Source organism: Posidoniimonas corsicana (assembly GCF_007859765.1).
GTDB lineage: Bacteria > Planctomycetota > Planctomycetia > Pirellulales > Lacipirellulaceae > Posidoniimonas > Posidoniimonas corsicana.
On the sequence record NZ_SIHJ01000009.1, the window covers coordinates 33550 to 60515 of the forward strand.

Genomic DNA, 26966 nt, shown 5'->3' on the forward strand with positions numbered 1-26966 from the left:
ATGGCGATCCCGATCGCACTTCTTAAACGCGAAAATGAGAAGTGGCTCAATAAAAGGCGCGCCGCGTGCACGCCACTCGGACATGCGGCTTCCCAACCAGATCGTGGAGTGCCCGAGTGGAACCCCGCAACTGAGCCTCAAAGGCGGGAAAATTCAGTGGAATGGAAGCACAATGCAATTGTTGAGGAACTTTTCCGCAAATTCAATTTAAAAACCCGCGACACGCCCCCATACACCCGTGAGAGCCACGAAGGCCCCGGCCAAGCGACTCGCGACGAAGACTCTTCCGAGCGTGTCGGCGGCACGGGAATCAGGGGCAGGCCTTCGTGGTGGGTGTCGGCGACGACGCCCGCAAGCGTTCGGTTGGATACCTGGCGGAACTTATCAATGGCCCTTTGGCCTCCCTTGATGAGGCACTGCTTTTCTTCGCGCGCCGAGGTCGCGTGCCGCTCCCGATGCGGCACGTCTACCACGCGGCGGAGTTGATGCAACGCTTGTCTTGCGATCCTGGTCTTCGTCTTCGTTAGGCTTCTGCTTTGAATACCGCTCTTCATCAAATCTCGTCACGCGCCCTGACTGTAGTGCTTGTTGCCCTGGCATCGGCCTGGGTGAGCGGCGTCTGCCTGGCGGAGGAGTCAGGCAAGCAGCCCGTGATGACGCGTTGGGGCAAGGACCTCGACGTCAGCCATGTGCTGCCTGAGTACCCGCGTCCGCAACTGGTCCGCAGCGATTGGACCAATCTCAATGGAGAGTGGGACTTTGCGCTGACAGGCGCCGACGAGCCGCAACCGGCCAAGTTCGCCGATCAGATTGTTGTCCCCTTCCCGGTTGAGGCGCCCCTCTCGGGCGTGGGCAAGCGGGTGGAAGAGGGGGACGCGGTTTGGTACCGGCGCATGTTCGAGGCCCCCGCGCTCAAAGGGGGTCGCCTGCTGCTGCACTTCGGCGCAGTCGACTGGGACGCCACCGTGTGGGTGAACGGCAAACGCGTCGGCTCTCACCAGGGCGGCTTCGATGCCTTTAGCTTCGACATCACCGAGGCGCTCGGCGAGAGCGGTCCGCAGACGCTGGTGGTTAAGGTCCTCGACCCCACCAACCGCGGCACGCAGCCGCACGGAAAACAGTCGCTTGAGCCGGGTGGGATCGTCTACACCGCGGTCACCGGCATCTGGCAAACGGTTTGGCTGGAGCGTGTGCCCGCCACCTACATCCGGTCGTTGAAAGTGACTCCGCACGTTGACTCGAGCGAGCTAGAGATTGTCGCGGAAGTGGTCGGTCCCGACGCGGACAAAGCGATCGTCCGCGCACGAGTGCCGCGTGGCGAGGAGCTCTTCTACCGCAAGACCGGCCGCGCAAACGCGCCGATGCGGCTCAAGGCGCCGAACGCCGAACTCTGGACGCCCGACTCCCCCCGCCTGTACGACCTCAACGTTGAGCTCGCCGTCCCGGGCGCCGACGAGTCTCGCAAGGTGGTCGACTCGGTCGACAGCTACTTCGGGATGCGGAGCGTAGAGCTTCGGAAGGCCGACGACGGATTCAACCGGCTGTTCCTCAACGGCGAACCGGTGTTCAACCTCGGCCCCCTCGACCAGGGCTGGTGGCCCGATGGGCTGTACACCGCGCCGAGCGACGAGGCGCTCAAGTACGACATCGAGATGACTAAGCGGTACGGCTTCAACATGTGCCGCAAGCACGTCAAGGTCGAGCCGGCCCGGTGGTACTACTGGTGCGACAAGCTGGGCCTGCTGGTCTGGCAGGATATGCCGAACGGGGACCGGGCGATCAGCTGGAACGAGCCCGATATCGAGCGTGTTCCTGAGTCCGAGCAGGTGTTCCGTCGCGAGCTGCGGGCGATGATGGATCAGCTGCACAACTTCCCGTCGATCATCGCCTGGGTCCCGTTCAACGAGGGCTGGGGCCAGTTCAAGACCGAGGAGATCCTTGCCTGGGTGAAGCAGCACGACCCGACCCGGCTGGTCGACGGCCCCAGCGGCTGGTCCGACCGCGGCGTGGGCGACATGCACGACATGCACAACTACCCAGGCCCCGCGATGTTCGCGCCGGAGGAGTCACGTGCGTCGGTCCTCGGCGAGTTCGGCGGTCTCGGGCTGGCGGTTGAGGGGCACCTTTGGCAGGAGTCCGGCAACTGGGGCTACAACTTCTACGAGTCGAGGGAGCAGCTGCACTCCCACTACCGCCAGCTGATCGACAACCTGTGGGTGCTGAAATCTAAGGGCTTGGCGGCGGCCATCTACACCCAGACGACCGACGTCGAGGGCGAGATCAATGGCCTGCTGACCTACGACCGCGAGGTCGAGAAGATCGACCCGGACCGGGCGGCGGAGTGGAACAAACGACTTTACGGCCCCGCCCCCACCGTGATGACCGCGGTCGCCACCTCCAAAGACCCCAATGGCCACGGAGAGCAGTGGCGCTACACCACGGAGGCTCCCGCCTCGGACGACTGGTTCAAGCCAGGTTTTGACGACTCGGCGTGGAAGCTAGGCCGGGCCGGATTCGGCGCGCCCAATACCCCCGGCGCTATCGTGCGGACCGAGTGGACGGGGACCGACATCTGGCTACGCCGAGAGATCGAGCTTACCGACGCCGACCTCGAGGGAAGCCTGTACTTCTTCGTCCACCACGACGAGGACGCCGAGATCTACTTCAACGGCGTCAAGCTCGCCACGCTGTCCGGCTACACGACCGACTACCAGCTGATCGCGATCCCAAGCGAGGGCCGCGAGGCCCTGCGTGCGGGGCGCGGCGTGCTCGCCGTTCATTGCCGGCAGCGGACCGGTGGGCAGTACATCGACCTTGGCTTCATGACCGTGCAAACCAAGTCCGACCTGGCTGGCGCCACCGCGTCGGCCCGTCGGCAACCGTTGCCTGAGAGCAAACCCCAGTAAACCTCGCTCTACAAGAACCGCCAGCACACTTATCACCGCGTGCAACGACCACGCAGCTGCTCGTCACCAACAAGATTCAATCTCGAATACTTATCGCCACCAGGAGGACTCCCGAAATGCTCGTCACCATGCCCGCACGCCGCACCGCGACCCTGCTCGCTTTTGCAGCGACCGTAGCGGCCGCTTCCGTATCGCAGGCCGTCAAGGTGCACAGCTACACATTCAACGACGGGACCGCAAACGACTCGACCGGCGACGCCGACGGCACGCTGATCGACCCGGCCGGCATCGCGTTCTACTCGGGCGGCCAGCTGCGACTCACCAACAACAACGGCGCGAACAGCAACCAAGACTTTACGCTGTCGACCGCGACCGGCGCTTACGTAGACCTTCCCAACTTCACGGTCACCGACGCCGCGTTCTTTGGGACCGCCGGCCAGGTGTCGCTGGAGTTCTGGGCCACGATTCAAGAAAACCGCAACTGGGCCCGTCTGGGCGACTTCGGGACCTCCAACGTTGGCGAGAACTCCTCCACCGGTGGCGGCGGCTCGGACTATATCATTGTCGTCCCGCAGACGGGGCTAGCCGACAACCCGTTCGCCGCCTCGACCCACCAGCAGGACGGGATGGAGTCGTTCGTGCAGTCGACCGGCCCGCTCACAACCGGGCAGGAACACCACGTTGTGGTGACCATCGATCAGACCGACACCACGGTCAACGCGAACGGCACGCTGAACCTGTACCTCAACGGCGCGCTGGTCAATAGCGGCCCCGTGGTGGGCGCCGGCACCGCGGCGCCGATCGACATCACCAACATGAATGAGGTGAACAGCTGGCTCGGCCGCGCCCAGTGGGCGGACCCGCTGTTCGACGGCAGCTACAACGAGTTCAACGTCTACGACCACGCGTTGTCGGCCGGGGAAGTCACGGCCAATTTCAACGCCGGCCCGGTCCCGGGCGAGCTCGCCGTTCCAACGCTGGTTATCGACCGGCTCACCGGCGAGATGATGATCGCCAACCAGACGGGCGAGCAGCTGCAGCTCACCGGTTTCCGGATTGACTCGGCCGCCGGCTCGCTCGATCCGACCGCCAGCAACGGATTTGGCAACATCACCCTCAATCCGGACACCGAAGAGCTGATCGTCGGGGCCTCGGCCTCCTCGCAGAGCATCGGCGCCAGCACGAGCCAGACGCTCGGCGCCGCCTGGAACCAGTCGTCGATTGAGGACATCGGGTTCAAGTACACCCTGCAGGGCGGGACCGAGCAGACCGGCGAGGTCCAGTTCGTCAATGTCGACGGCGGATTCTCCCGCAGCGACCTCGACACCGACGGTGACATCGACGCCGACGACTTCGACCTGTTCGCCGCCAACACGCACACGGACCTCTCAGGGCTTTCCGCATACGAGCTGGCCATCGCGGGCGACCTGAACGGCGACGGCGCCAACAACTACATCGACTTCCGCCTGTTCAAGGACGACTTCATCGCCGCCAACGGCGCCGCGGCGTTCGCCGCCCTTGGCGCCGCGCCGGAGCCGACGGCCGTTGTGCTGCTGGCGTTGAGCGGCCTGGGCCTCACCGCGGTCCGCCGCCGGTAGCGATGTCCGAGAAGTTCACTAATCCATAGCGAAACCACACCGAAACTAACAGCAACGTGGAGATACCCATGAAGACTCGTCCCATCCTTAACCGCGGGCTGGCGCTATCAGCAGTCGCCGCTTGCGTGGCCCTGGCTGCAGGTCCGATGGCCGCAACGGCAGACACGGTCGCCTACTGGCGCTTCGAGGACGGCCCCGTCGACACCGACATCATCCACAACGACCCGGGCGCCGGCGTTTACTCGGCCGACATCGAGGACGTCTCGGGCAACGGCAACGACCTGTCCGTGTGGGAGACCGGCGGCGGTGCGGGCTACGTCTACCGCTCGCAGGTGCCCGTGTCGACCATCGAGGCGACCGGCGCCGCCAATAACTTCAGTGTACAGAACACCGGCGGCGGCCCCGCCATGTTCACCGGCCCGACTGCCATCCAGACAATCGCCCCGTCGGCGTTCACCATCGAGGCCTCGTTCAAACTTGAAAACGGCGGCTTCCGCACGGTTGTTGGCCGGGACTCCACCGGCGTCGTGAACGACAACGCCGACCTGGCCGCAGTCTACTTCCAGGCGGTGCCTGGAAACGGCTTCGCGATCAAGTTTGCCGACCAGGACGGGTTCTTCCACGCGGCCGAGGCGCCGGGCGGGACGCTTGACACCTGGGACCCGGGCACCGAGACCGACGCGGACGCCGTGTGGTACCACGCCGCAGGCGTGAGCGACGGCTCCACACTGTCGCTTTACTTGGCCAACGCATCGGCGGGCACCGGCTACCAGTTGGTCGCCCAGACCGACCTGACCGCCAGCGGCAGCACCAACACGGCGTTGACCCCGGGCGCCGGCGACGGCGGCGACTGGAACACCGGCGACTGGTCGGTGGGCCGCGGCCTGTACGCGGGTGGGCACGTCGACCGCGCCTACGGCTTCATCGACGAGGTCCGCATCTCGGACCACGCGGTCGGCGTTTCCGACCTGCTCCACTTCGGCGCCTCCTCCAGCCTGACGCTCGAGGTGAACACCTCCAGCGGCGCGGTGACCATCCGCAACAACACCGCTAACGCTATCAGCATGGACTACTACGAGATCGGCAGCGACAGCGGCGCTCTGGCGCCCGGGAGCTGGAACAGCCTCGAGGACCAGGGCGTCGGCGGGTCGCTGCAAGGCGACTTCAACGAGGATGGATCGGTTGACGCGGCGGACTACACCGTCTGGCGAGACGGCCTGGGAGGGGAGTTTGGCCCCGAGGACTACGACGTCTGGCGTGACAACTACGGCCAGACCGGTGGCGGGGGGGGCGGCGCGTGGACCGAGGCCGGCGGCTCGGACGCCGAGCTGCTCAGCGAGCTGCTGCTCGAAGGAAGCGGCACCGTGATCGCCCCCGGGGGTTCGCTGTCGCTCGGAACGGCGTTCAACACTGCCGGCGCCAACGACCTGACCTTCAACTACGGCCAGCCCGGCTCAGGACTGTTTATCGGCGGCGTTTCGTATGTCTCGAGTGCGGGCGCGTCGTCTGCACCGGAGCCGTTCGCTCTGGGACTTGTGGCCACCGCAGGCCTGGCGGCGTTCGCCCGCCGTCGGCGGTAAGGATCGCCAAGCCACCTAAAACCCTTTACCTGGTTTCTTGTCATGACTTGTGTTAACAGCGATTTCCGTGGGTCCGCCCGAAGTGGGCAGTACGCTCCGACCGCGGGGCGTATCGGGCGGGCCCCGCTTTGTCGGGCGCCCCGCGTCGGGTTCACCCTGGTCGAGCTGCTGGTGGTGATCGCGATCATCGGCATCCTAATCGCGTTGCTCCTGCCGGCGGTGCAGTCCGCCCGCGAGGCCGCCCGCCGCACCGGCTGCGTGAACAACCAGAAGCAGTTGGCCCTCGCCTGTATTAACTACGAGTCGACCAACAAGCACCTGCCCTACGGCCGGAAGTGCGACCGCTGGGACGCCTACACCTGGAGCCAGTACACGCTGCCGTTCCATGAAGAGCAGGCCGTGCAGGACTTGTACCACGACCTCTTCGACACCGCCGGAGCGAACGCGTACCGGCCGGCGGGGCACGCCGACGACATGAAGCGGCAGGCCCGTGAATCGGTGGTGGCCGGCTGGTACTGCCCGTCCGACCAGACTCCTGTCGGCAACGAGCTCGAGTCGACGACCTGGGGTTTTATGCGGGGCAACTACCGGGCCTGTATCGGTTCGGGCAATCTGTACGGTGACAACCCGCTGACCGCTAGGTTCCGACGCGAAGTGATGTCGGGCGATGTGGGCTTCGGGCCTGGCGCCATGGCCATCAAGGAAAACCAGGGCTACCCCGGCATCGACGCGGCCTTCTCGGGCGGGGCGCCTGCCAAGGTTAAAGTGTCGAAGTTCACCGACGGTCTGTCCAAGACTCTGCTCATCTCAGAGGGCGTCGTGCCGGTTGAAAACCTCGGCTGGGGGGGCGTGTTCGGCGAGAGCATCTACGGGAACATCGGCGGCGCCCTGTTCAACACCACGTTCGGCCCCAACTCGGGCGAGGCGGATGTTGTCTGGAGCCCCTGCCCCTCGCTGCAGAGCGACTACCCCTTCCAGCACCTGTGCGTGGGTAAGAACCACCCGGGCGCCCAGAACACGGCCGCGTCGGAGACGGTCGCCGCGGCGCGCAGCCACCACGCGGGTGGCGTAATCGGCGCTATGGGCGACGGCTCGGTGCACTTCTTCACCGACGGCATCGACTTGGGTGTGTGGCGCGCCATCGGCACCCGCGCCGGCAACCTCGTTGGCGGTCCCGAGACCGCCAGCATCGAGTTCTAGCCACCAACCTAATGCACCGCGGCCCAAGAGGGGCCGCGCCGACGAATTCTAGCATGAACCGCATCACCAACTGTCGCTCGCTCCTGCTCACCCTGCCCGCTGCGTTGCTCGTCGTAGCCGGCTGCGGAGGGGGCGCCGACACGGCAACCGTTCACGGCTCGGTCACCTTCGAAGGACAGCCGGTCGAGTACGGGATCATCGACTTCACACTCGCCAACGGGAACGGCTTCTCGGCGCCCATCGAGTCGGGCGAGTACTCCGTGACCAAGGGGGCCACGGGTGAAGCGACCGTCCGGTTCACCGCGCAGCCGAAGCCGCCCGAGGTCTCGAGCCGCGAGGAGTTGGAACAGATGGCGGGGCAGAAGCAGCCGCCTGTGAAACCGATCCCGCCGGACCATCCGAAGCAAGGCACGAAGGTGACGATCAGATCGGGTTCCAACCAGTTGGACTTTGATCTGTAGCGTCCGTTTCCGACCCAACTAGCGTCAGCCGACATCCCCCTCGGGGGCGTGAAGGGCGATCGATACGCGCCCGTCTGCACCTAGCAGAACACCCACCTCCAGCATTCCCGCCAGCGACCAGCCACCACACGAACACTCAATAATGCGACAGAACGCCTACTCCTGCTGCTCCTTCGCCCTCCTCGTGCTCGCCGCTATCGTTGGCCCCGCCGAGGCGGTCCCCCACGACGCCGCGCCACCAGCAACCCCGCTGATCGCCGTCGACCCCTACTTCAGCGTCTGGTCGCCCGGTCCGGAACTCGCCGGCGCCAACACGGAGCACTGGACCGGCAAGCCGCACCGCTTGGCGAGCGTGGTGACCATCGACGGCAAGGGGTACCGCGTGATGGGCGCTGACCCCGACGGCATGCCGGCGCTCGAGCAGCGGTCGCTCGAGGTTTCGGCGACGCAGACCCGCTACGAGTTCGCTGGCGCCGGGGTCAAGCTGGAACTAAAGTTCACCACGCCGTCGCTGCCCGAAGACATTGACCTGCTCTCGCGGCCAATCACGTACGTCACCTATACGGCCCGCTCGACCGATGGCAAGCAGCACGACGTGCGAGTGCAGTTCACCGCCTCGGCAGAGTTGACCGTCAACAACGCCGATGAGGCCGCCACCGTGGCGACCTCCGCGGTTGGCGACCTCGCGGTCGCCGAGCTGGCCTCGGTTGCTCAGAACATCCTCCGCCGCCGTGGCGACGACCTCCGCATCGACTGGGGCACGCTCTACCTGGCGGCCCCCGCCGACCGCGCACAAGTGGATGTCGGTAAGCGGGCGGCTTTGCTCCGCGAGCGTGACGGTGGGGATAGCAACAAGGCGCCCGCCCAGTCGCTAGCTGCCCGGGTTTCTTTTGACCTGGGCGAGGTCGGGGCCGAGCCGAAGTCGCGGTGGCTGATCGCCGCGTACGACGACCTCTACTCGATCCAGTTTATGCACAAGAACCTGCGGCCCTACTGGCGCCGCAACGGCCTCGACGCCGGCGGCCTGCTGTCCGAGGCGATCCGCGACTACCAGCAGATCCTCGACCGCTGCGACGCGTTCGACGCCGAGCTGACCGCGGACCTCGTCGCGGCCGGCGGCGACGACTTCGCCTACCTCGGCGCGCTGGCGTACCGCCAGTGCTTCGCGGCCGGCAAGTTTGTCGCCGACGACAACGGGCAGCCGATCCAGTTCTGCAAGGAGAACCACTCCAACGGCTGCATCGGCACCTCCGACGTGTTCTACCCGATGTCGCCGCAGTTCCTGCTGTTCGGCCCCTCGCTTGCAAAGTCGTTTATCGCGCCGTTCATGGAGTACGCGGCGAGCGACCGCTGGACGTTCCCCTTCGCCCCGCACGACCTGGGCACCTACCCCAAGGCAAACGGCCAGGTCTACGGCGGCGGGGAGACCAGCGAGGAGAACCAGATGCCGGTCGAGGAGAGCGGCAACATGCTGATCCTGATGGCCGCTGTAGCGCAGCTGGAAGGCGACCACGCGTTCGCCGACCGCTACTGGCCGCAGCTCACGCAGTGGGCCAACTACCTCCGCGAGGAGGGCTTTGACCCCGACCACCAGCTCTGCACCGACGATTTCGCCGGGCACCTGGCGCACAACGTGAACCTGTCGGCCAAGGCGATCTGCGGCCTCGGGTCCTACGCCAAGCTGTGCGAGATGCGCGGCGATGAGACCGCCGCCAACGAGTACCGCCGTGTCGCCCAGGAGTACGCCGCCCAGTGGATCAAGAACGCCGACGACGGCGACCACTTCCGCCTGACCTTCGACCGCCCCGGCACCTGGAGCCAGAAGTACAACCTGGTGTGGGACAAGGTGCTCGGCCTGAACCTGTTCCCGGACGAGGTGCTGGAGAAGGAGATGGCCTACTACAAGAAGGTGCAGAACGAGTTCGGCCTGCCGCTGGACAACCGCGACAGCTACACCAAGCTCGACTGGATCCTGTGGACCGCCAGCCTGACCGACAGCAAGGATGACTTCCAGACGCTCGCCCGGCCCGTGGTGAAGTTCCTGGACAAGACCCCGAACCGCCAGCCGATGACCGACTGGTACAAGACCGACACCGCCCGCAAAGTTGGCTTCACCGCCCGGCCGGTGGTAGGCGGCGTGTTCATGCGGATGCTCTACAACGCCGACGCGTGGGACAAGTGGGCCTCGCGGGACGTGACCAATGCCGGCGACTACGCGCCGATGCCGATCCCGCCCAAGGTGACCGAGGTAGTCGCTTCGGCCGCCGACCGCAAGGCGACTGCGCCCATTTGGCGGTACACCACGTCCCGCCCGGGGGACGGCTGGCGGGCGCCAGGCTTTGACGACTCCGGCTGGCGGGTCGCAAAGGCAGGCTTCGGCGCCCACGGAACGCCCAACGCCCGGATCGGCGCCGAGTGGACCGGCCGGCGGATCTGGCTGCGTCGCGAGTTCGACATGCCTGCCGACGCACCGGCGGACGTCCGCCTGCACGTGCACTACGACGAGGACGCGGAGGTCTACATCAACGGCGTGCTGGCCGCCTCGCTGGGCGGCTACTCGACCGACTACGAGTTGGCGTTCATCCGCCCCGAGGCGCTCGCCACGCTGAAGCCCGAGGGCAACGTGTTTGCGGTCTCGTGCCGCAACCGCACCGGCGGCCAGTACATCGACGTCGGCCTCGCCACGGTCGAAGAGCAGACGCCCCGCGTCGCCGCCCAGCAGTGAAACAGCGACGTCCCGAAGCACTCAACCACCGCATGACCAAGCCGTCCGACAACCCGATCGCCCGCCGCAGGGTGCTGCAGTCGCTCGCGGCCACGGCCGTAGCGCCCGCAGCCCTGTCGCGGGCCGCGACCGGCGGCGGCGGTTCGGTCGAGAAGATCGTCGTCGATCCAACGCCGGTGCACGAGATCTCGCCATACTTGTACATGCAGTTCATGGAGCCGCTGGGCGTCACGGACAGCTCGGTCGAGGCCTCGTGGGACCACACCCGGAACGACTGGCGGGGCGACCTGGTGGACGCCACCCGCCGCCTGGCGCCGACCATGATGCGGTGGGGCGGCATCTACACCGACTTCTACCGCTGGCGGGAAGGGGTCGGCCCCCGCGACCAGCGGCCGCCGATGCTCAACCTGCAGTGGGGCGGCATCGAGTCGAATCAGGTCGGCACGGCCGAGTTTGTCGACTTCTGCCGCCGCGTTGGCGCCGACCCGCTGATGTGCGTCAACTTCGAGTCCGATGGACGTGAGCGCTTCATGCACGCCCAGGGCAGGCCCCGCTCGGGCGACGCCCAGGAGGCTGCCGACTGGGTCTCGTACTGCAACGACCCGGACAACGGCGAGCGGAAGCGCCACGGCCACCAGCAGCCGCTGACCATCAAGCACTGGCAGATCGGCAACGAGACCTCCTACGACCGCAACGGTTTCGACCTCGAGACCACCGCCCGCAAAACGGTCGAGTTCGCCCGGGCGATGCGCGAGCGGGACCCGTCGATCTCCATCATCGGTTGGGGCGACAGCGGCTGGGCGCCCCGGATGGCGGCGGTGGCCGGCGAGCAGATCGACATGCTGGCGTTCCACCAGATGTTCGACCCGGACAACCGCCGCGAGCCGGTGCTGCGCGGCGAGCGGTACCGCCGCGACCCGTCGGCGACCTGGCAGGTGCTGATGGACGCGTGGGAGAAGAACGACCGCAAGATCCGCGAGGTGCGCGACAGCCTGACCGGCGTCGACCTGCCGCTGGCGATGACCGAGTGCCACTTCGCAATCCCCGGACGCAACCGCTGCGACGTGCTGTCGACCTGGGCCGCCGGCGTGTCGTACGGTCGGATCCTGAACAACCACCAGCGGCACGCCGACGTGCTGAAGATCGCCACCGCCGCCGACTTCTGCGGCAACCGCTGGCAGGTGAACGCCGTCATGCTGCCGACCCCCGCCGGCTCCGGCGCAGCCTACCTGATGCCGGTCGCCCGCGTGATGCAGCTCTACCGCCACCACATCGGCGCCCACACAACGGACGTGAAACACACCCCGCCGGGGCTCGACGTGGTGGCGAGCCGCGGCGACGACAAGCTGTACCTGCACGTCGTGAACACGAATCAGAACCAGCCGGTCGAGGCGGTGCTTGATCTGGGCGACCTACCGACTGGCACCGCGGCCGCGCACCAGATCGCCGACGACCCGATGGTCGAGGTGTCGCACCTCAACAGCGACCGGGTGATGCAGATCAAAAAACGCGAGCTGCAACCAGGGCAGCCGTGGAAGTTCCCGGCCGCGTCGGTAACCGCCGTGGAGGTGTCCCTGCCCGCTTAGCCGCAGACCACCGCGCGGCGCAACAACTTACCAAGCTTGCTTGCTTCCCAATCGGCTGCCAGGATCCGAGAACGGAAGTTAGTGACCGACGCCCCCGCCGCTTGCGGCGGGGGCGTCACGTTTTTAGCCTGGAAGCATCTCCCCTCCCCACGCTCCCCGCCCCACACCTGCCGTTATGCCCCTCCGCGCCTCGTCGCTCGCATTGCTAACACTCCTCGCCCTCGGCGTCCGGGGCGCCGCGAATGCCGACGAATTGCCCGACCTGGTTCGGCACGTCAACACGCTGCAGGGGACCAACTCGCGGTTCGAGCTCACCCGCGGCAACACCTACCCAACCTGCGCGCTGCCGTTTGGCATGCACACCTGGACGCCGCAGACAGGTCACAACGGCGATGGCTGGAAGTACCAGTACCACAAGGACACAATCCGGGGGTTCCAGCAGGCCCACCAGTGCAGCTCGTGGAGCAACGACTACGCGGTGTTCTCGCTGATGCCCGTCGTCGGCGACCTGAAGGTCGACCAGCACGCCCGCGCCGCCCGCTTCAGCCACGACGATGAAGTCGGCAAGCCCCACTACTACGGCGTGAAGCTGGCCAACGGCGTGCAGACAGAGATCTCGCCCACGACCCGCGGCGCGATGCTGCGGTTCCGGTTCCCGGCCGAACGCGACGCGCACCTCGTGCTGGACGGCTACACCGGCCGGAGCGAGGTGCGTCTGGACCCCGATAACAACCGCATCGTCGGCTGGGTCCGCAACGGCCGCAACCAGCCGCGGGGCTTCGTGAACCACTTCGTCGTGCAGTTCGACACCCCGTACCAGGCGTTCGGCTGCTGGCGGGCGCGGTCGGGCGAGGTCGAACCCGGCCAGGACCAGGCCCGCGGTCGCGGCGCCGGCGCCTACGTCACCTTCCCTCCTGGCGCGGTCGTGCAGGCCAAGGCGGCGTCGTCTTATGTCTCGGCGGAACAGGCGGAGCTCAACCTGAACCGCGAGCTCGGCGACTACAACCAGCTTGAGGAGGTCAAGCAGGCCGCGGAGGAGGTCTGGAACCGGCACCTTGGCACGATCATGGTCGAGGGCGGTTCGGAGGAGCGTACCGACACGTTCTACTCGTGCTACTTCCGCGCCAGCCTGTTCCCGCGGAAGTTCTACGAGCGTGACGAGAACGGCGACCCCTTCTACCGCAGCCCGTACGACGGCGAGCTCCACCAGGGTTATCTGTACACGGACACCGGCCTGTGGGACACGTTCCGCGCCCAGATGCCGCTCAACGCCCTGCTCTACCCCGAGATGCACGGCCGCTACATGCAGGGTCTGATGGCCGCGTACCGGCAGTGCGGCTGGCTGCCGAGCTGGTCGTTCCCGGGCGAGGCGGGCAGCATGATCGGCAACCACGCCATCTCGCTGCTGACCGACGCGTGGGCCAAGGGAATCCACACGTTCGACCCCGCCGTGGCGCTCGAGGCGTACGATCACGAGTCGAGTGAGAAAGGCCCGTGGGGCCCCGCCAATGGCCGCCGTGGGGCAGACGTTATCGACCGGTTGGGATACCTGCCGTATCCCGAGTTCCGCGAGGGGACCGCCAAAACCCTTGAATATGCCTACGACGATTGGTGCGGCTACCACTTGGCGACCTTGACCGGGCACGACGACTACGCCCAGAAGTTCGCGGCTCGGATGCGGAGCTACCAGCATGTGTTCGACGCCGAGACCGGCTTCATGCGGGGCCGCGACGCCGACGGAAAGTGGAACGACCGTTTCGACCCGATCGAGTGGGGCGGCCCCTATACCGAGGGCTCGGCCTGGCACTGGGTGTGGTCCGTGTTCCACGACCCGGCCGGACTGGCCGAGCTGCTCGGCGGCGACCAGGCGTTCATCGCCAAGCTCGACGCGGTGTTCGACGCGCCGGCGGAGTTCAAGCCCGGCACGTACGGCGCCCCCATCCACGAGATGCGCGAGATGGTGCTCGGCCAGATGGGGCAGTATGCGCACGGAAACCAGCCGATCCAGCACATGCCCTACCTGTACGCGTACACGTCTGAGCCCTGGAAGGCGCAGCGGTGGACGCGTGAAGTGATGCGGAAGCTGTACAACGCCACCGAGGACGGCTACCCCGGCGACGAGGATCAGGGGCAGACATCGTCCTGGTTCGTGCTGAGCGCCCTGGGCTTCTACTCGGTCTGCCCGGGTGTCGACCAGTACGTGATCGGCAGCCCGGCCTTCGCGAAGGCGACCATCACGCTGGAGGACGGCGGCAAGTTCGTGGTCGAGGCGGATGGCAATTCGCCAGAGAACGTCTACATCCAGCGGGCCACCCTGAACGGCCGGCCGTTCGAGCGGAACTACCTGACTCATGAAGAGGTCACTAGCGGCGGGGTGCTGAAACTCCAGATGGGCCCGGAGCCCAACCGCGATCGGGGCGTCAGGCCACAAGACCGGCCGTACTCGGTCTCCACGGCGGCGGAGTAGACCGACGGCGGCCACGCTTGCCCGCGGCGACGCCAGCGGACAAGATGGGAGGCGTTCGCGGAGTCTGCCCCTTTCCTATCTCCCGCAGCTGGCATGCCCTGGTTCTGGATCGCACGACTTGTCTCCGCGTTTGTAGTAGTGGCGACCCTACTCCCACTGCTGCCTGTGGGGGCCTGGTGGGTGCGGGTTTGCGACTTCCCCCGCCTGCAACTCGCGGCGGTCTCGCTGCTGCCGGTGCTGCTGCTCGCGGTAGCGGGCGGGCAGGCGCCTTGGTTCGGCGAGCGTGGTCTGCTGGCGGCCGTTTGCCTGCTGGCCTTTGGTTGGCAGCTTTCCCATGTGGTCCGGTACACCGGCCTGACTTCACAGGAGGTCGCCCACGCGCCCGAGAACGCCGGTCAGGACTCGTTGCGGCTGGTGATCGCGAACCTCGAGTACACGAACGACCAGAAGCAGGCGATGCTCGAGAAGCTGCGGAGCACGCAGCCAGACGTGCTCCTGCTCATCGAGTTCGACGACGCCTGGGCCGAAGCGCTCGCGCCCCTCCAGCAGTCGCTGCCCCACCACAGCGGCACGGTCGAGGGCGAGGGGCTGGGCCTGACGCTGTGGTCGCGGCTGCCGCTGGAGGACCCCGAGGTGCGCTATCTGATAAGCGAACGGCGCCCTTCGATCCACACCGGGCTGGCCCTGCCAGGCGGCCGCAGCGTACGCCTGATCTGCGTCCACCCCACGCCGCCCGGCCTGCGGGACAGCACCGGCGAGGAGCGGCGCGACAGCCGCGTCCGCGACGCGGAGCTGGTGGTGGTCGCCGACGAGGTGGCCAAGAGCGGCGACACTCCCTGCATCGTGACCGGCGACTTCAACGACGTCGCGTGGTCGCACACCACGCGGCTCTTCAAGCGGCTCAGCGGGCTGCACGACCCGCGGGTGGGACGCGGCCTGTACAACACCTACCCGTCCCACTACCCGCTGCTGCGGTTCCCGATCGACCACGTGTTTGTTTCGCCCGGGTTCCAGCTCCGCGAGCTCAGCCGGATCGAGCTGCCCGGCTCCGACCACTTCGGCGTCATCGCCGACGTCGTCCCGCCGGCGGCCGCCGCGGAAGACCCCGGCGCAGGCGAGGGGGACCGGCAGGAGGCCGAGGAGATTCTGGAAGAGGGCAAGCAGGACGCCGAGCAACGCGACATCAAGTCCGACGAGGCGGACCAGCACACCCTGGGCGCAGGCCGGGTCGCCCCGCGAGTGGTGTGACCCGGCCTGCCGCCCTGACGGCGCCGGCGACGCGTGGCACAATACTCCCATGCTCGCCGAACTCCCCATCATCCCGCTACGCAACCTGGCGGTGACGCTCATCCCGGTCGCGGCGGTGCTCGCAATCCTGTGGCGGTGGTCGCTCGCCCCGTGGTCCGGCGTCTACGCCCTCGGCCGGATGCTCGCGCAGCTGCTCGTGATAGGGTACGTGCTGACTTTGGTTTTCCAGACCGATCAGCCCGCGGTGGTGGGGCTGGTGCTGACGGTGATGCTGCTGTCGGCCGGTTGGATCGCGCTCCGCACGGTGGACCGTCCCACCTGGCGACGCCGCGGCCGGGCGGTGCTCTCCATCCTGATTGGCGGCGGGGTCACGCTGGGCGTCTGCACCCAGGTGGTGCTGTCGCTCGAGACCTGGTTCGAGCCGCGGTACGTCGTCCCCCTGGCAGGGATGGCGTTGGCCAACGCGATGAACACTGTGAGCCTGGCCGCTGAGCGGTTTGAAGCCGAAACGGGCCGCGGAGTCCGCGCTTGCGAGGCCCGTGCAGCGGCCATGCGGGCCTGCATGATCCCCGCTACCAACGCGCTCTTGGCGGTCGGTCTGGTGTCGATCCCGGGCATGATGACGGGCCAGGTGCTGGCCGGCGTGGACCCGCTGATCGCGGCCCGCTACCAGATCATGGTGATGGCCATGGTGTACGGCTCAGCGGGCCTGTCGGGCGCGTGCTACCTGTGGTTCGAGTCCCGCCACGTCGGCGCGGACCCGCTCGATGACGGTACGCCTGCCCCGTGAGCGGCTACACGGCCGCCAGATCCCGCCCGTTGCCCGCGCGGAACTTGCAGACCAGGTCGAGCTGGTCCTTGGCGTCGTAGAACCGCAGCACGCTGCGGACGTGGTCGCGGACGGTGTTCTCGGTGATCGCCATCGACTCGGCGATCTCGGGCCGTCGCCGGCCGTCGAGCAGGTGCACCAGCACCACCCGCTGCGTCGGCGTCAGCTCGCGCACCACACGTGGGTTCAATACGGGCGCGCCGGCAAAGTGCAACCAATCCACGTTGGCGAGGATGATATGCGCGATCCGGCGGTGTCGGGCCGAGAACCGCTCGCGGCCGACGTGGCGGTACAGCCCGATCGCGCTGTACGTGTCGACCGAGCCGAGTGGGAAGATGCTGTACAAGAAGTCGTCGATGCCCCGGTCCAGGCGGTACTTCTTGATCGTGGGGTGGTTGTACCAGTCTTCGTCTGGCACCAGCTGGTCGCGTGTGCGCGTGAAGTGCTGCCCCTCAGCAAGAACGTGGCAAAGCGGCGCGTTCTCCGGAGGGGGCTGCTGCCCGATCTGGCTCGCCTCGAGCCAGCCAGCAAATTGCCCGTCGGTCAGGTCCTCGTGGATCGCGCCGACGCTCATCGGCGTGTCGGCCGAGTGGTCGCAGTACGAGACCGTCCACAACCACCCGTCGGCCCCGGTCAGTTCCTTGAGCCGCCGCATCAGCAGCCGCTTGCGCGCGTTGACGTCGCCTTCGTTCCCGGCGACCTCGCCGAGCAGCTTGGCGATCGCCACCGCGTCCTCGATCAGGATCATCTCCTGATCACTCGGCGATGACTCCTGATCCGACATCCGCGCACTCCCAGGATTCGCTAGCAGGGGAACCCGTAGGATGGATCCCCCCCAGGGGTGATACGAAAAGTAAACTTAGCGAACATAATCGGCGGATAGTAGGGCGCGGGGCCGGCGTCGTCCACAACTGCGGGGATTCGACTCACCCGGGCCCGGTGAAGAATCGATGAACAGACTGGCCCGCGGGCGCTTGGGAACTAGCTTTCCAGTAGGCCGCCGGGCCTCGAGGGAACTTGGTGAACCTCGCCGCCGTGCGCGGCGTCCGATAGCCGACCGCAGGCAACCCGGCGGACGGCTACGAAAAGTTTCCAAGCCCGCCGCATCCCCGGCGAACACCAAGACACAACCCTTCGAAACACCGCCACCGCAGGACACACAAGCGTCTCGCAACCCCGCCAAATGGCCCCTGGCCTACGGAACAGGCCGATAGCAACCGCGTTCGGGATAGACCGAAGTCAGGGGCCATTTGGCGGGGATGTGACGCCGCCAGCCGCGTGCTAGTACGCGTTCTCCTGCTTCAGCACCACCAACGCCGTGCGGACCAGGATCTTGAGGTCCATCCACAGCGACCAGTCACGGATGTACTGGTGGTCGTAGCGGACGCGGCCCTGCATCTTGTCGAGGGTCTCGGTCTCGCCGCGGAAGCCCATGACCTGGGCCAGCCCCGTGATGCCCGGCTTCACCTTGTGGCGGAGCATGTAACCGTCGATCAGCGTGCGGTACTGCTCGTTGTGCGCGGTGGCGTGTGGGCGGGGGCCGACCAGGCTCATCGTTCCCTGCAGCACGTTGAACAGCTGCGGCAGCTCGTCCAGCGAGGTCCGTCGCAGCACGGCGCCCAGCGGGGTGATGCGGCTGTCGCCGCGGGTCGCCTGCCGCACCACGGGGCCGTTGTCTTCGGTCCGCATGCTGCGGAACTTCCAGACCAGGATCTCGCGTCCGTCCAGGCCGTACCGCTTCTGGCGGAAGAACACGGGGCCGCGGCTGGTCAGCTTCACCGCGGCCGCGATTACCGCCATCGGCGCCGCCAACAGGGCCAGGAGCAGCGAACCAAACAGCAGGTCGCAGAACCGCTTGAACAGGCCGTCGACGCCGTGCAGCGGGTTCTCGTGCACACTCACCGCGGGCAGGCCATCGATGTTGGTCCAGCGGGCGTGCATCAACTCGAACACGAAAAAGTCCGGCACGATGTACACGCTGGCGGTCGTGTCAGAAAGCTTCGACAGCACGTTGCGGATCCGCTGCTCGGCCCGCATGGGGAAGGTGATGTAGACCGACTCCACACGGCCGCTGCGGCAATCGGCGACGAGCTGGTCGAGGTCACCGGCGCGGTCGCCCGCGTCGGCCACCCGGCCCGCGTCCTCGCCCACGCCCCGGTCGTCGTAGAACCCGCCGACACGCAGGCCGAGGCTCGGGCAGCCGTTCAGGTTCTCGGCGAGCTGCAGGCCCAGCTCATTGGCGCCGCAGATCGCGACCGTGCGGGTGTTGAGGCCGCGCTTGCGGAGCGCCTTCTGCACGCCCCGGATAGCGACCCGGATTGCCATCATGGACAGCGGGGCGGCGACCAGCCAGGCGACCTTGGTCTCGTAGGTGAAGCGGACGTTGTAGTGCGACACCAGGCCGACGCCCAGCAGGCCGGCGATGGCGTAGCCCCAGGTCATGGCGATGCACCCCAGCTCGCGGCGCAGCCGGTCGCCCCGCCAGCTGTGGTAGACGCCGGTCACCTCGGCCGCGACGTGCATCGCCAGCACCGCGGCGGCCGAGATGATCAGCCACTCGTTGGCCAGCGTGTGCCCCGCCTCGCCGCCGGTCGGCGTGGCCTGCAGCGCCACGTACAGCGTGCCGGCGATCGCAACCGCGTCCAGCAGTCGGTGGACGCCGTGGAGGACAGAGCTGTGCTGGCGGATGCCGCGGGTGGTCGAGTTCATCGGGAGGGCTCACGGTGTCGGTGGCGGAACGCCCAGACTGATTGCAAGCCCGGCGCCAGTGGGCCGGACGCTAGAAAACAACGGGAAACGCAGGCCCCGGGCGGCCTGCCTGCGGGGGCGTGTGGCGAAATGTCAACCGGTCGTTGACGCCCGTCGACAACCGCCCGGCCAGGGCCGCAGGCCGCTGCGGCGGCCGCGGGGAACTCACAGCTACCTCAATCCGTCCAACTGGCGTATCCTGTCCTGCGACGGACCTCCCCCGCCTACCGGAACGAACAGGCGCCATGATTCAACGGAAGAAGTTCTTGCTGCTGCTCCCCGCGGCGGCGTTGCTCTCGATGGCCTTCGCCCAAGACCCACCGCCACTGCCCGGCCAGCGGGCCGCCGATCAGGGCAACTGGAAGCTGGCGTACGACACCCTCAGCGCCGGCCTGCTCGGCAAGAACCTGCCCGATGACGAGCTGGTCCCCGCGATCGGTCAGTGCGTCAACAGCCTGGCCCAGCTAAACCGCGTCGCGGAGACCGACGCCTTCCTCGAGGCGGTGGCGGCGGCCTACCCGAAGAACCCCGGCGTGCTGCTAAAGGTAGCGCAGTCGTATGAAAACCTGCCCCACTACGGCGCGATGGTCGCCGGCGAGTTCCGCCGCGGCGGCGTGCGTGGGCGGGCGAAGGTGGTCAATTCGTACGAGCGCGACCGCGTCCGGGTGCTGCAGCTGCTGCGCGACGCGTCGCAGCTCGACGGCGAGCGCTCCCCGGGTGGTGTCGCGCGGGCCTTGATCGATGCTTTGATGGGCGGCCGCTTCCAGCAGCAGGCCTGGCAGCTCCAGCTGCTGACCAACCTCGACGAGCTGCCCGACTACGAGGACGGCTGGGGCCGCGGCGGGGGCGGCCAGGGTGCGCCAGTCGACGCCGACGGCGAGCCCGTCTTCTACGCCCTGCCCGACTCCTGGGACGCCGCCCGCAACGACGGCGAGCGCTGGCGGTGGGCCCTCGAGCAATACGCCGGCCACGGCGACTACGAGCGGTCGCAGGCGTTGCTGATGCGCGCCCGGTTCCTGGAGAGCCAGTTCGGCGTGCAGACGATGGCCCAGTACTTCCCGCTGCTCAACCAGGACAGCGGCAACGAGGCCAGCATCTTCACGCTGCACACCCTCGCCGAGGACGAGACCATCGCCCGCCTGGCCACCGGCGTGCGGCGGTTCAAGCTCCCCGCCGACCAGAACCACATCAAGCTCTACCAGGAGGTGCTCCAGAACCCGTCGGCCCAGCAGCTCAAACACCCGCTGGTTCAGGCCGCCAGTTCGTTGGCCCAGTTGTTCCAGAACCGCCGTCAGTACCCGCGAGCGGTGGAGTACTTCGACGCGGCGCTCGAGCACGCCACCGAACGGCAGCGCGAGTCGTTCCAGAGATCACGAGAGCAGATCGTGGGTGACTGGGGCGAGTTCCAGCCAACCGAGCCGCAGCCCGCCGGTCAGGGCGCGACGGTCGAGTACCGCTTCCGCAACGCGGGTTCGGTCCACCTGACCGCCAAGCAGATCGACATCCGCAAGCTGCTGATGGACGTGAAGGCGTACCTCGACTCCCGCCCGGAAAAGCTTGAATGGGAGGAGCTCGACATCAGCAATGTCGGGCACCGGCTGCTCAGGGAGGGCCAGGAGCAGTACCTGGGCGAGGTCGCCGCCGAGTGGGACCTGGACCTCGACCCGCCGGCCGACCACTTCGACCAGCAGATCACCATCACCACGCCGCTGCAAAAGTCGGGCGCGTACTGGCTGACCGCCAAGCCGGCCGACGGCGCAGTCAGCCACACCGTGCTGTGGCTGGCGGACACGGCTATCGTCCGCAAGCCGCTGGACGGCAAGCAGCTGTACTTCGTCGCCGACGCCAAGAACGGCCGGCCGGTGGCCGGCGCCGCCATCGAGTTGTTCGGCTTCCGCCAGCGGGCCGTCGAAGACCGCCCCAACCGCTACCAGGTCGACACCCAGCGGTTCGCCGAGAAGACCGACGCCGGCGGCCTCGTCCGCGTCGACGTGGCCGAGAAGCCCCGCGAGCCCAACTACCAGTGGCTGGCGATCGCCACGACCGTCGACGGCCGCTTCGCCTACCTCGGCTTCGACGGGTTCGGCCGGTCGCGGCTGCACCGCCAGCAGTACAACCAGACCAAGGCGTTTGTCATCACCGACCGGCCGGTCTACCGCCCGGGGCAGAAGGTGCACTACAAGGCCTGGGTCCAGCGCGCCGAGTACGGCGCCGCGGAGAACACCTCGGAGTTCGCCCACAAGTCGTTCCGCGTCGAGCTGACCGACGGCCGCAACGAGAAGGTGCAGGAGGTCACGCTGACGTCCAACGCCTACGGCGCGATCGAGGGCGAGTACGAGCTGCCCGACGGCGCCACGCTGGGCGCCTACCAGCTAAATGTGCTGGGGCACGGCGCCGGTGGGTTCCGGGTTGAGGAGTACAAGAAACCCGAGTACGAGGTCACCGTCGAGGCGCCCCACGACGGCGTTGCGCTCGGCGAGAAGTTCACCGCCAAGATCGAGGCCCGCTACTACTTCGGCTCGCCGGTCGTGAACGCGGTCGTCAAGTACAAGGTCACGCGCACCAAGCGGGACGCCGACTGGTTCCCGCCCCGCCCCTGGGACTGGCTCTACGGGCCGGGCTACGGCTGGCTAGGGTGCGATTACGACTGGCACCCCGGCTTCCGCCATTGGGGCGTCCGCTGCCCGACACCGGGCTGGTGGCCCTGGCGGCAGCCGGACCCGCCCGAGGTGGTCGCCGAGGGCGAGACGCCCATCGGCGCCGACGGTTCGATCGAGGTCGAGATTGACACCTCGCTCGCCAAGGCGCTGCACCCCAACTCCGACCACAACTACCACATCGAGGCCCAGGTGGTCGACGAGTCGCGCCGCACCATCGTCGGCGCCGGCGACGTCCTGGTCGCCCGCCAGCCGTACCGCGCGTACGTCTGGACCGACCGCGGGCACTACCGCGTAGGCGATCCGCTGGAGGCACGGGTCGCGGTCCGGTCCGCCGGCGGCGAGCCGCTCGCCAAGACCGGGGTGCTGCGGCTGCTGAAACTCACCTACAGCGGCGACGGGCAAGAGCCCGAAGAGACCGAGGTCCGCCGCTGGGAGCTCGCCACCAAGGCCGACGGGCTCGCCAGCCTGCAGATCAAAGCATCGGAGCCCGGCCAGTACCGATTGTCGTTCACCTCCAAGACAGATGCCGGGCAAGAGATCGAGGGGGGCCACGTCTTTACGATCGCCGGCGAGGGTTTTGACGGCGCCGGGTTCGCTTTCAACGACCTTGAGATCGTCCCCGACAAGGCCGAGTACCTCACCGGCGAGAAGGTCCGGCTGCAGGTCAGCACGGCCCGCACCGGGTCGGCGGTGCTGCTGTTCGTGAGGCCGGCCAACGGCGTCTACCCGGAACCGCGGCTCGTGCAGCTCGACGGCAAGAGCACCGTTGTCGAGATCGATGTCAAACAGTCCGACATGCCCAACCTGATCGTCGAGGCGACCGCCGTTGGCGGCGCACGGGTGCTGCAGGCCGTGCGTGACATCGCGGTCCCGCCGGTCAGCAAGGTGCTGAAGCTCGAGCTGCTGACCGGCGCCAAGGCGTACAAGCCTGGTCAGGAGGCCACCGTCCAGCTCCGCCTGACCGACGAAGAGGGCAAACCGGTCGTGGGTGACACCGCCTTGACCATCTACGACAAGAGCGTCGAGTACATTTCCGGCGGGTCCAACGTGGGCGACATCCGCAAGCACTTCTGGGACTGGCGGCACACCCACCACCCCAACCGTTCCGACAGCCTCTCGCACACCGGCTACAACCTGGTCCCGCCGGGCCAGCTGGGCATGCAGCGGCTGGGCGTGTTCGGTGATCAGATTCAAACCAAGACCGCGGTGCTAGGACGCGGCAGGGACAGCGGGATGGGTGGCATGCGCATGATGTCCCGCGGGGCGCCCATGCCCGCCATGGCGCCCGCCGGGGCGGTGATGGACGCCGTGGACATGGAGATGTCGGAGTTCGCCGCCGACTCGGCGCCCGCCGACGGCGAGCAGCCGCTGGTCGAGCCCGCCGTCCGCAGCGAGTTCGCCGACACGGCCCTGTGGCGGGGGTCGCTCGAGACCAACTCGGACGGGATCGGCGAGGTTTCGCTGAAGATGCCGGAGAACCTCACCACGTGGAAGGTCAGCGCCTGGGGCATGGGCCACGGAGCGCGCGTCGGCCAGGGCACGGCCGAGGTTGTCACCCGCAAGAACCTGCTGGTGCGTCTGCAGACGCCGCGGTTCCTGGTCGAAACCGACGAGGTCTTCCTCTCGGCCAACGTGCACAACTACCTGGAGCAGGAGAAACGCGTCACGGTCCGGCTGGAGCTGGACGGCGGCGCGCTCGAGTCCCCCTCGCAGCTCACCCAGGAGGTTGACGTCCCCGCGGGCGGCGACCGACGCGTCGACTGGCGAGTGACGGCCATGAAGGAGGGTCAGGCCAAGGTCCGCGCGTTCGCGTTGACCGACGAAGAATCCGACGCCATGGAGCTGTCGTTCCCGGTCCGCGTGCACGGCGTGCTCAAGCAGGACGCGTACAGCGGCGTCATCGCCGCCGACGCGCAGCGGGGCGCGTTCGAGATCCAGGTGCCCGCCAAACGCCGGGCGGAGCAGACCCGGCTGGAGGTCCGCTACTCGCCCACGCTGGCCGGCGCCATGGTCGACGCCCTGCCCTACCTGATCGACTACCCCCACGGCTGCACCGAACAGACGCTCAACCGCTTCCTCCCGGCGGTCGTGACCCAGCAGACGCTGATCGACCTGGGGGTCGACCTGCAGGCGATCAAGGACAAGCAGACCAACCTCAACCCGCAGGAGCTGGGCCCCGCCGCCGACCGCCAGGCCCGTTGGCGGCGGTACGACCGAAGCGCCGTGTTCGACCAGGCCGAGCTCGACAAGATCGTCAAGGCAGGCGTGCGGCGGCTGACCGACATGCAGCTCACCGACGGCGGCTGGGGCTGGTTCAGCGGCTACGGCGAGCACAGCTGGCCCCACACGACGGCGGTCGTGATGCGCGGCCTGCTGGTCGCCAAGCAGAACGATGTCGCGATCCTGCCTGACGTGCTGGACCGCGGCCGGCAGTGGCTCGAGAACCATCAACAAGGCGAGCTCGCCAAGCTCAACAACGTCGACGCCGACGGCAACGTGCGGGACGACTCCAAGCCCCACAAGCGCCGGGCCGACAACCTCGACGCGCTGGTGTACCTGACGCTGGTCGAGGCCGGCGAGTCGAGCCCCCCGATGCGGGACTTCCTGTACCGCGACCGCACCGGCCTCGCGCCGTACAGCCTGGCCACGTTCGGGCTGGCGCTGCACAAGGAGGGCGACCAGGTCGAGAAACGCGACATGGTGGTGCAGAACCTGAAGCAGTTCGTCCGCACCGACGACGAGAACCAGACCGCCTACCTCGACCTGGGCGGCGGTTCCTGGTGGTACTGGTACGGCAGCGAGTACGAGGCCCAGGCCTACTTCCTCAAGCTGCTCGCGGCGACCGAGCCCGAAGGCGACCTCGCCTCCGGCCTGGTGAAGTACCTGCTGAACAACCGCAGCCACGCCACCTACTGGAACAGCACCCGCGACACGGCGCTGGTGGTCGAGGCGATGGCCGACTACCTCCGCGCGACCAACCAGGCGCAGCCCGACCTGGCGGTCGAGGTCTGGCTGGACGGCGAGAAGCGCAAGGAGGTGAAGATCACCGCCGACAACCTGTTCAGCTTCGACAACGCCCTGGTCATCGAGGGCGCGGCGCTCGCGCCCGGCCGTCACACGGTCGAGCTCCGCAAGACCGGCGAGGGCCGGCTGTTCTACAACGGCTACCTGACCAACTTCACGCTCGAGGACGACATCCGCGCTACCGGCCTGGAGGTCCGCGTGGAGCGGAAGCTGTACAAGCTGACCCGCGCCGACCAACCGACGCAGGTCGCCGGCGGACGCGGCCAGGCGGTTGGCCAACGCACCGAGAAGTACTCGCGGGAGGAGATCACCAACCTGGCTTCGGTCCAGAGCGGCGACCTGGTGGAGGTCGAGCTGACGCTCGAGAGCAAGAACGACTACGAGTACCTGCTGATCACCGACCCGAAGGCGGCCGGCTTCGAGCCGGTCGAGGTGCAGAGCGGCTACAACGGCAACGAGATCGGCGCGTACGTCGAGTACCGCGACCAGTCCGTGAACCTGTTCGCCCGCCGCCTGGCACGCGGCGACCGGAGCGTAAGCTACCGCCTGCGGGCCGAGACACCCGGCCGTTTCAGCGCGTTGCCGACGCAGGTCGAGGCGATGTACGCGCCCGAGGTGCGGGGCAACAGCAACGAAATCAAGGTCCGCGTCGTGGAGGGGGCCACCGCCGCCCAAGCCGAATAACGCGCCGGCCGCTGTGGTGCATCACTACGGTTTCCTGCACAGGGCGCCAACCCGGTCGCTGACTACAATCGAAGTCAGACGGCTGAGGCGCTAGCAGGCGGCTCGCCTTCACGCTTCCTTAACATTGGCCAGGCGTCGAGCGGCGCCATTCGCTCTCGGTACGCGCAGCGGTTAGAATCGATACTCTACCTACCCCCCATGCGGGGCCCCGCCCGCAAGCTACGGAACACCTCGGAGAAGGCGCCATGACTCATTCCACTCGCGTATCGGCGGCCCTGCTTGCCGGCTGCCTGTTCTGCCACTCAGCGGCTTTCGGCCAGACCATCTGGGACGGGCCGAGCTTGTCGTTCAGCAAGGCCTCGTTCGCCGACCCCACGCTGGCGGAGAACCAGGACCGCATCACCGACGATGTCTGGATCACCCGCGCCAACACCCGGGGCTTCTACAACGCGGCCTCGGAGAGTTTCCAGGACAACGCCAGCCCGGCGGGCACCGAGTGGGCACTGGGCACGACCGCCGACCTGGGGTCGCTCACGTTCAGCACCTGGCTCGACCTGTTCGGACTGGGAGGTCCTTTCGGCGGACCTCCGAGCTCGGTTGGGAAGGACTTCGTGCTGCACCTGACGGCGGAGGACATCTACATCGATCTCCGGATCGACGACTGGGGAGTTGGCTCCAGCGCCGGCGGCAGCTTCGCCTACACCCGCTCGACCGGTGTGCCGGAGCCGGCGTCCCTCGGCCTGGCGCTCGCGGCTGCGGGCGCAGTGTGCTGCCGTCGCCGCCGTCGGTAGGCACACCCACCGCCGGCCACAGGAATCCCGGTGTTTCTTTGTAGAAACCGGCCACTTGGTGGGGTCCAATGGGGGGCATCGCTAGGCGTGGTGCGCGCAGAGTGCTGACGCCACAGCCGCGCCTGTCCGCCGCAGGACGGCCGCGGCCATACGTCTGAGACTTTTGTCCCTATGGGCGAGACAGCAGGGACAAAAGTCCCCCATCGGAGGAGACCCCTGAATCGTTTGACACTGATATACAAGCGTGAAACGAAATCCTCGGCTTCAGCACGGACGGACTTTTGTAGCTCTGTAGAAAGCTTCTAGATGTTTAGAGGATCATGAGGTTGAGAGTGAGGGTCTTGAGGGCGGCTTCGCGTCGCTGCATGGGCTTTTTTCGTGCTCGCAGCTGGGGCCCGAGGAGGCGTTTGAGCATGCTGATGGTGGTCTCGGCCTGGGCGCGTTGCCCGTAGCGGGTGG

At 67.4% G+C, this 26966-nt stretch carries 14 protein-coding genes; 12 read left to right on the plus strand and 2 right to left on the minus strand.

Going from position 1 to position 26966, the window contains the following annotated elements; genetic code table 11:
- Positions 1–581: 581 nt before the first annotated feature.
- The 10 genes from KOR34_RS25875 to KOR34_RS25920 all read left to right on the plus strand — a co-directional run bounded on the left by KOR34_RS25875 (position 582) and on the right by KOR34_RS25920 (position 16561).
- On the plus strand, positions 582–2906 hold the full coding sequence (locus KOR34_RS25875) for a glycoside hydrolase family 2 protein (RefSeq protein ID WP_197531757.1): 2325 nt from the start codon (positions 582–584) through the stop codon (positions 2904–2906).
- 116 nt (positions 2907–3022) lie between these two features.
- Complete coding sequence (locus KOR34_RS25880) at positions 3023–4504, plus strand: LamG domain-containing protein (RefSeq protein ID WP_146569053.1); 1482 nt, start codon at positions 3023–3025, stop codon at positions 4502–4504.
- Between the two features lie 68 nt (positions 4505–4572).
- Entirely contained in the window at positions 4573–6084 is a 1512-nt protein-coding gene (locus KOR34_RS25885; RefSeq protein ID WP_146569054.1) for a LamG domain-containing protein, read from the plus strand.
- Positions 6085–6126: 42 nt separating this feature from the next.
- Positions 6127–7284, plus strand: coding sequence for a DUF1559 domain-containing protein (locus tag KOR34_RS25890; RefSeq protein ID WP_146569055.1), 1158 nt, complete (start codon positions 6127–6129; stop codon positions 7282–7284).
- A gap of 53 nt (positions 7285–7337) precedes the next feature.
- Positions 7338–7745 carry a hypothetical protein gene (locus KOR34_RS25895; protein WP_146569056.1) on the plus strand — a complete coding sequence of 136 codons (408 nt, stop codon included), beginning with the start codon at positions 7338–7340 and terminating at the stop codon, positions 7743–7745.
- Between the two features lie 142 nt (positions 7746–7887).
- A complete protein-coding gene (locus KOR34_RS25900; protein WP_146569057.1) occupies positions 7888–10470 on the plus strand; it encodes a glutaminase family protein in 2583 nt (860 codons plus the stop codon).
- Between the two features lie 32 nt (positions 10471–10502).
- Positions 10503–12056 carry an alpha-L-arabinofuranosidase C-terminal domain-containing protein gene (locus KOR34_RS25905; RefSeq protein ID WP_146569058.1) on the plus strand — a complete coding sequence of 518 codons (1554 nt, stop codon included), beginning with the start codon at positions 10503–10505 and terminating at the stop codon, positions 12054–12056.
- A 175-nt stretch (positions 12057–12231) separates the two neighbouring features.
- The gene (locus KOR34_RS25910; protein ID WP_146569059.1) at positions 12232–14523 is read left to right on the plus strand and encodes a GH92 family glycosyl hydrolase; all 2292 of its coding nucleotides are present in this window, start codon (positions 12232–12234) and stop codon (positions 14521–14523) included.
- A gap of 93 nt (positions 14524–14616) precedes the next feature.
- Positions 14617–15771, plus strand: a complete 1155-nt coding sequence (locus KOR34_RS25915; protein WP_146569060.1) for an endonuclease/exonuclease/phosphatase family protein — start codon at positions 14617–14619, stop codon at positions 15769–15771.
- Positions 15772–15820: 49 nt separating this feature from the next.
- Positions 15821–16561, plus strand: coding sequence for an ABC transporter permease (locus KOR34_RS25920; RefSeq protein WP_146569061.1), 741 nt, complete (start codon positions 15821–15823; stop codon positions 16559–16561).
- 4 nt (positions 16562–16565) lie between these two features.
- Here KOR34_RS25920 and KOR34_RS25925 read toward each other — a convergent pair whose 3' ends face one another.
- Complete coding sequence (locus KOR34_RS25925) at positions 16566–17384, minus strand: helix-turn-helix transcriptional regulator (protein WP_146569062.1); 819 nt, start codon at positions 17382–17384, stop codon at positions 16566–16568.
- Between the two features lie 497 nt (positions 17385–17881).
- Positions 17882–19309 carry an undecaprenyl-phosphate glucose phosphotransferase gene (locus KOR34_RS25930; RefSeq protein ID WP_146569063.1) on the minus strand — a complete coding sequence of 476 codons (1428 nt, stop codon included), beginning with the start codon at positions 19307–19309 and terminating at the stop codon, positions 17882–17884.
- A gap of 284 nt (positions 19310–19593) precedes the next feature.
- On the opposite strand from KOR34_RS25930, the gene KOR34_RS25935 reads away from it, so the two are divergent.
- Both KOR34_RS25935 and KOR34_RS25940 read left to right on the plus strand, forming a co-directional pair.
- Positions 19594–25716, plus strand: coding sequence for an alpha-2-macroglobulin family protein (locus KOR34_RS25935; protein WP_146569064.1), 6123 nt, complete (start codon positions 19594–19596; stop codon positions 25714–25716).
- Between the two features lie 245 nt (positions 25717–25961).
- Positions 25962–26507 (plus strand): PEP-CTERM sorting domain-containing protein, encoded by a 546-nt coding sequence (locus tag KOR34_RS25940; protein WP_146569065.1) that lies wholly within the window; start codon positions 25962–25964, stop codon positions 26505–26507.
- Positions 26508–26966: the final 459 nt, after the last annotated feature.

Excerpts from the sequence above, each read along its gene's own strand:
- KOR34_RS25880 (WP_146569053.1), top strand. The coding sequence starts at position 3,023 with ATGCTCGTCACCATGCCCGCACGCCGCACCGCGACCCTGCTCGCTTTT.
- KOR34_RS25885 (WP_146569054.1), top strand. The coding sequence starts at position 4,573 with ATGAAGACTCGTCCCATCCTTAACCGCGGGCTGGCGCTATCAGCAGTC.
- KOR34_RS25890 (WP_146569055.1), top strand. The coding sequence starts at position 6,127 with ATGACTTGTGTTAACAGCGATTTCCGTGGGTCCGCCCGAAGTGGGCAG.
- KOR34_RS25895 (WP_146569056.1), top strand. The coding sequence starts at position 7,338 with ATGAACCGCATCACCAACTGTCGCTCGCTCCTGCTCACCCTGCCCGCT.
- KOR34_RS25900 (WP_146569057.1), top strand. The coding sequence starts at position 7,888 with ATGCGACAGAACGCCTACTCCTGCTGCTCCTTCGCCCTCCTCGTGCTC.
- KOR34_RS25905 (WP_146569058.1), top strand. The coding sequence starts at position 10,503 with ATGACCAAGCCGTCCGACAACCCGATCGCCCGCCGCAGGGTGCTGCAG.
- KOR34_RS25910 (WP_146569059.1), top strand. The coding sequence starts at position 12,232 with ATGCCCCTCCGCGCCTCGTCGCTCGCATTGCTAACACTCCTCGCCCTC.
- KOR34_RS25915 (WP_146569060.1), top strand. The coding sequence starts at position 14,617 with ATGCCCTGGTTCTGGATCGCACGACTTGTCTCCGCGTTTGTAGTAGTG.
- KOR34_RS25920 (WP_146569061.1), top strand. The coding sequence starts at position 15,821 with ATGCTCGCCGAACTCCCCATCATCCCGCTACGCAACCTGGCGGTGACG.
- KOR34_RS25925 (WP_146569062.1), bottom strand. The coding sequence starts at position 17,384 with ATGTCGGATCAGGAGTCATCGCCGAGTGATCAGGAGATGATCCTGATC.
- KOR34_RS25930 (WP_146569063.1), bottom strand. The coding sequence starts at position 19,309 with ATGAACTCGACCACCCGCGGCATCCGCCAGCACAGCTCTGTCCTCCAC.
- KOR34_RS25935 (WP_146569064.1), top strand. The coding sequence starts at position 19,594 with ATGATTCAACGGAAGAAGTTCTTGCTGCTGCTCCCCGCGGCGGCGTTG.
- KOR34_RS25940 (WP_146569065.1), top strand. The coding sequence starts at position 25,962 with ATGACTCATTCCACTCGCGTATCGGCGGCCCTGCTTGCCGGCTGCCTG.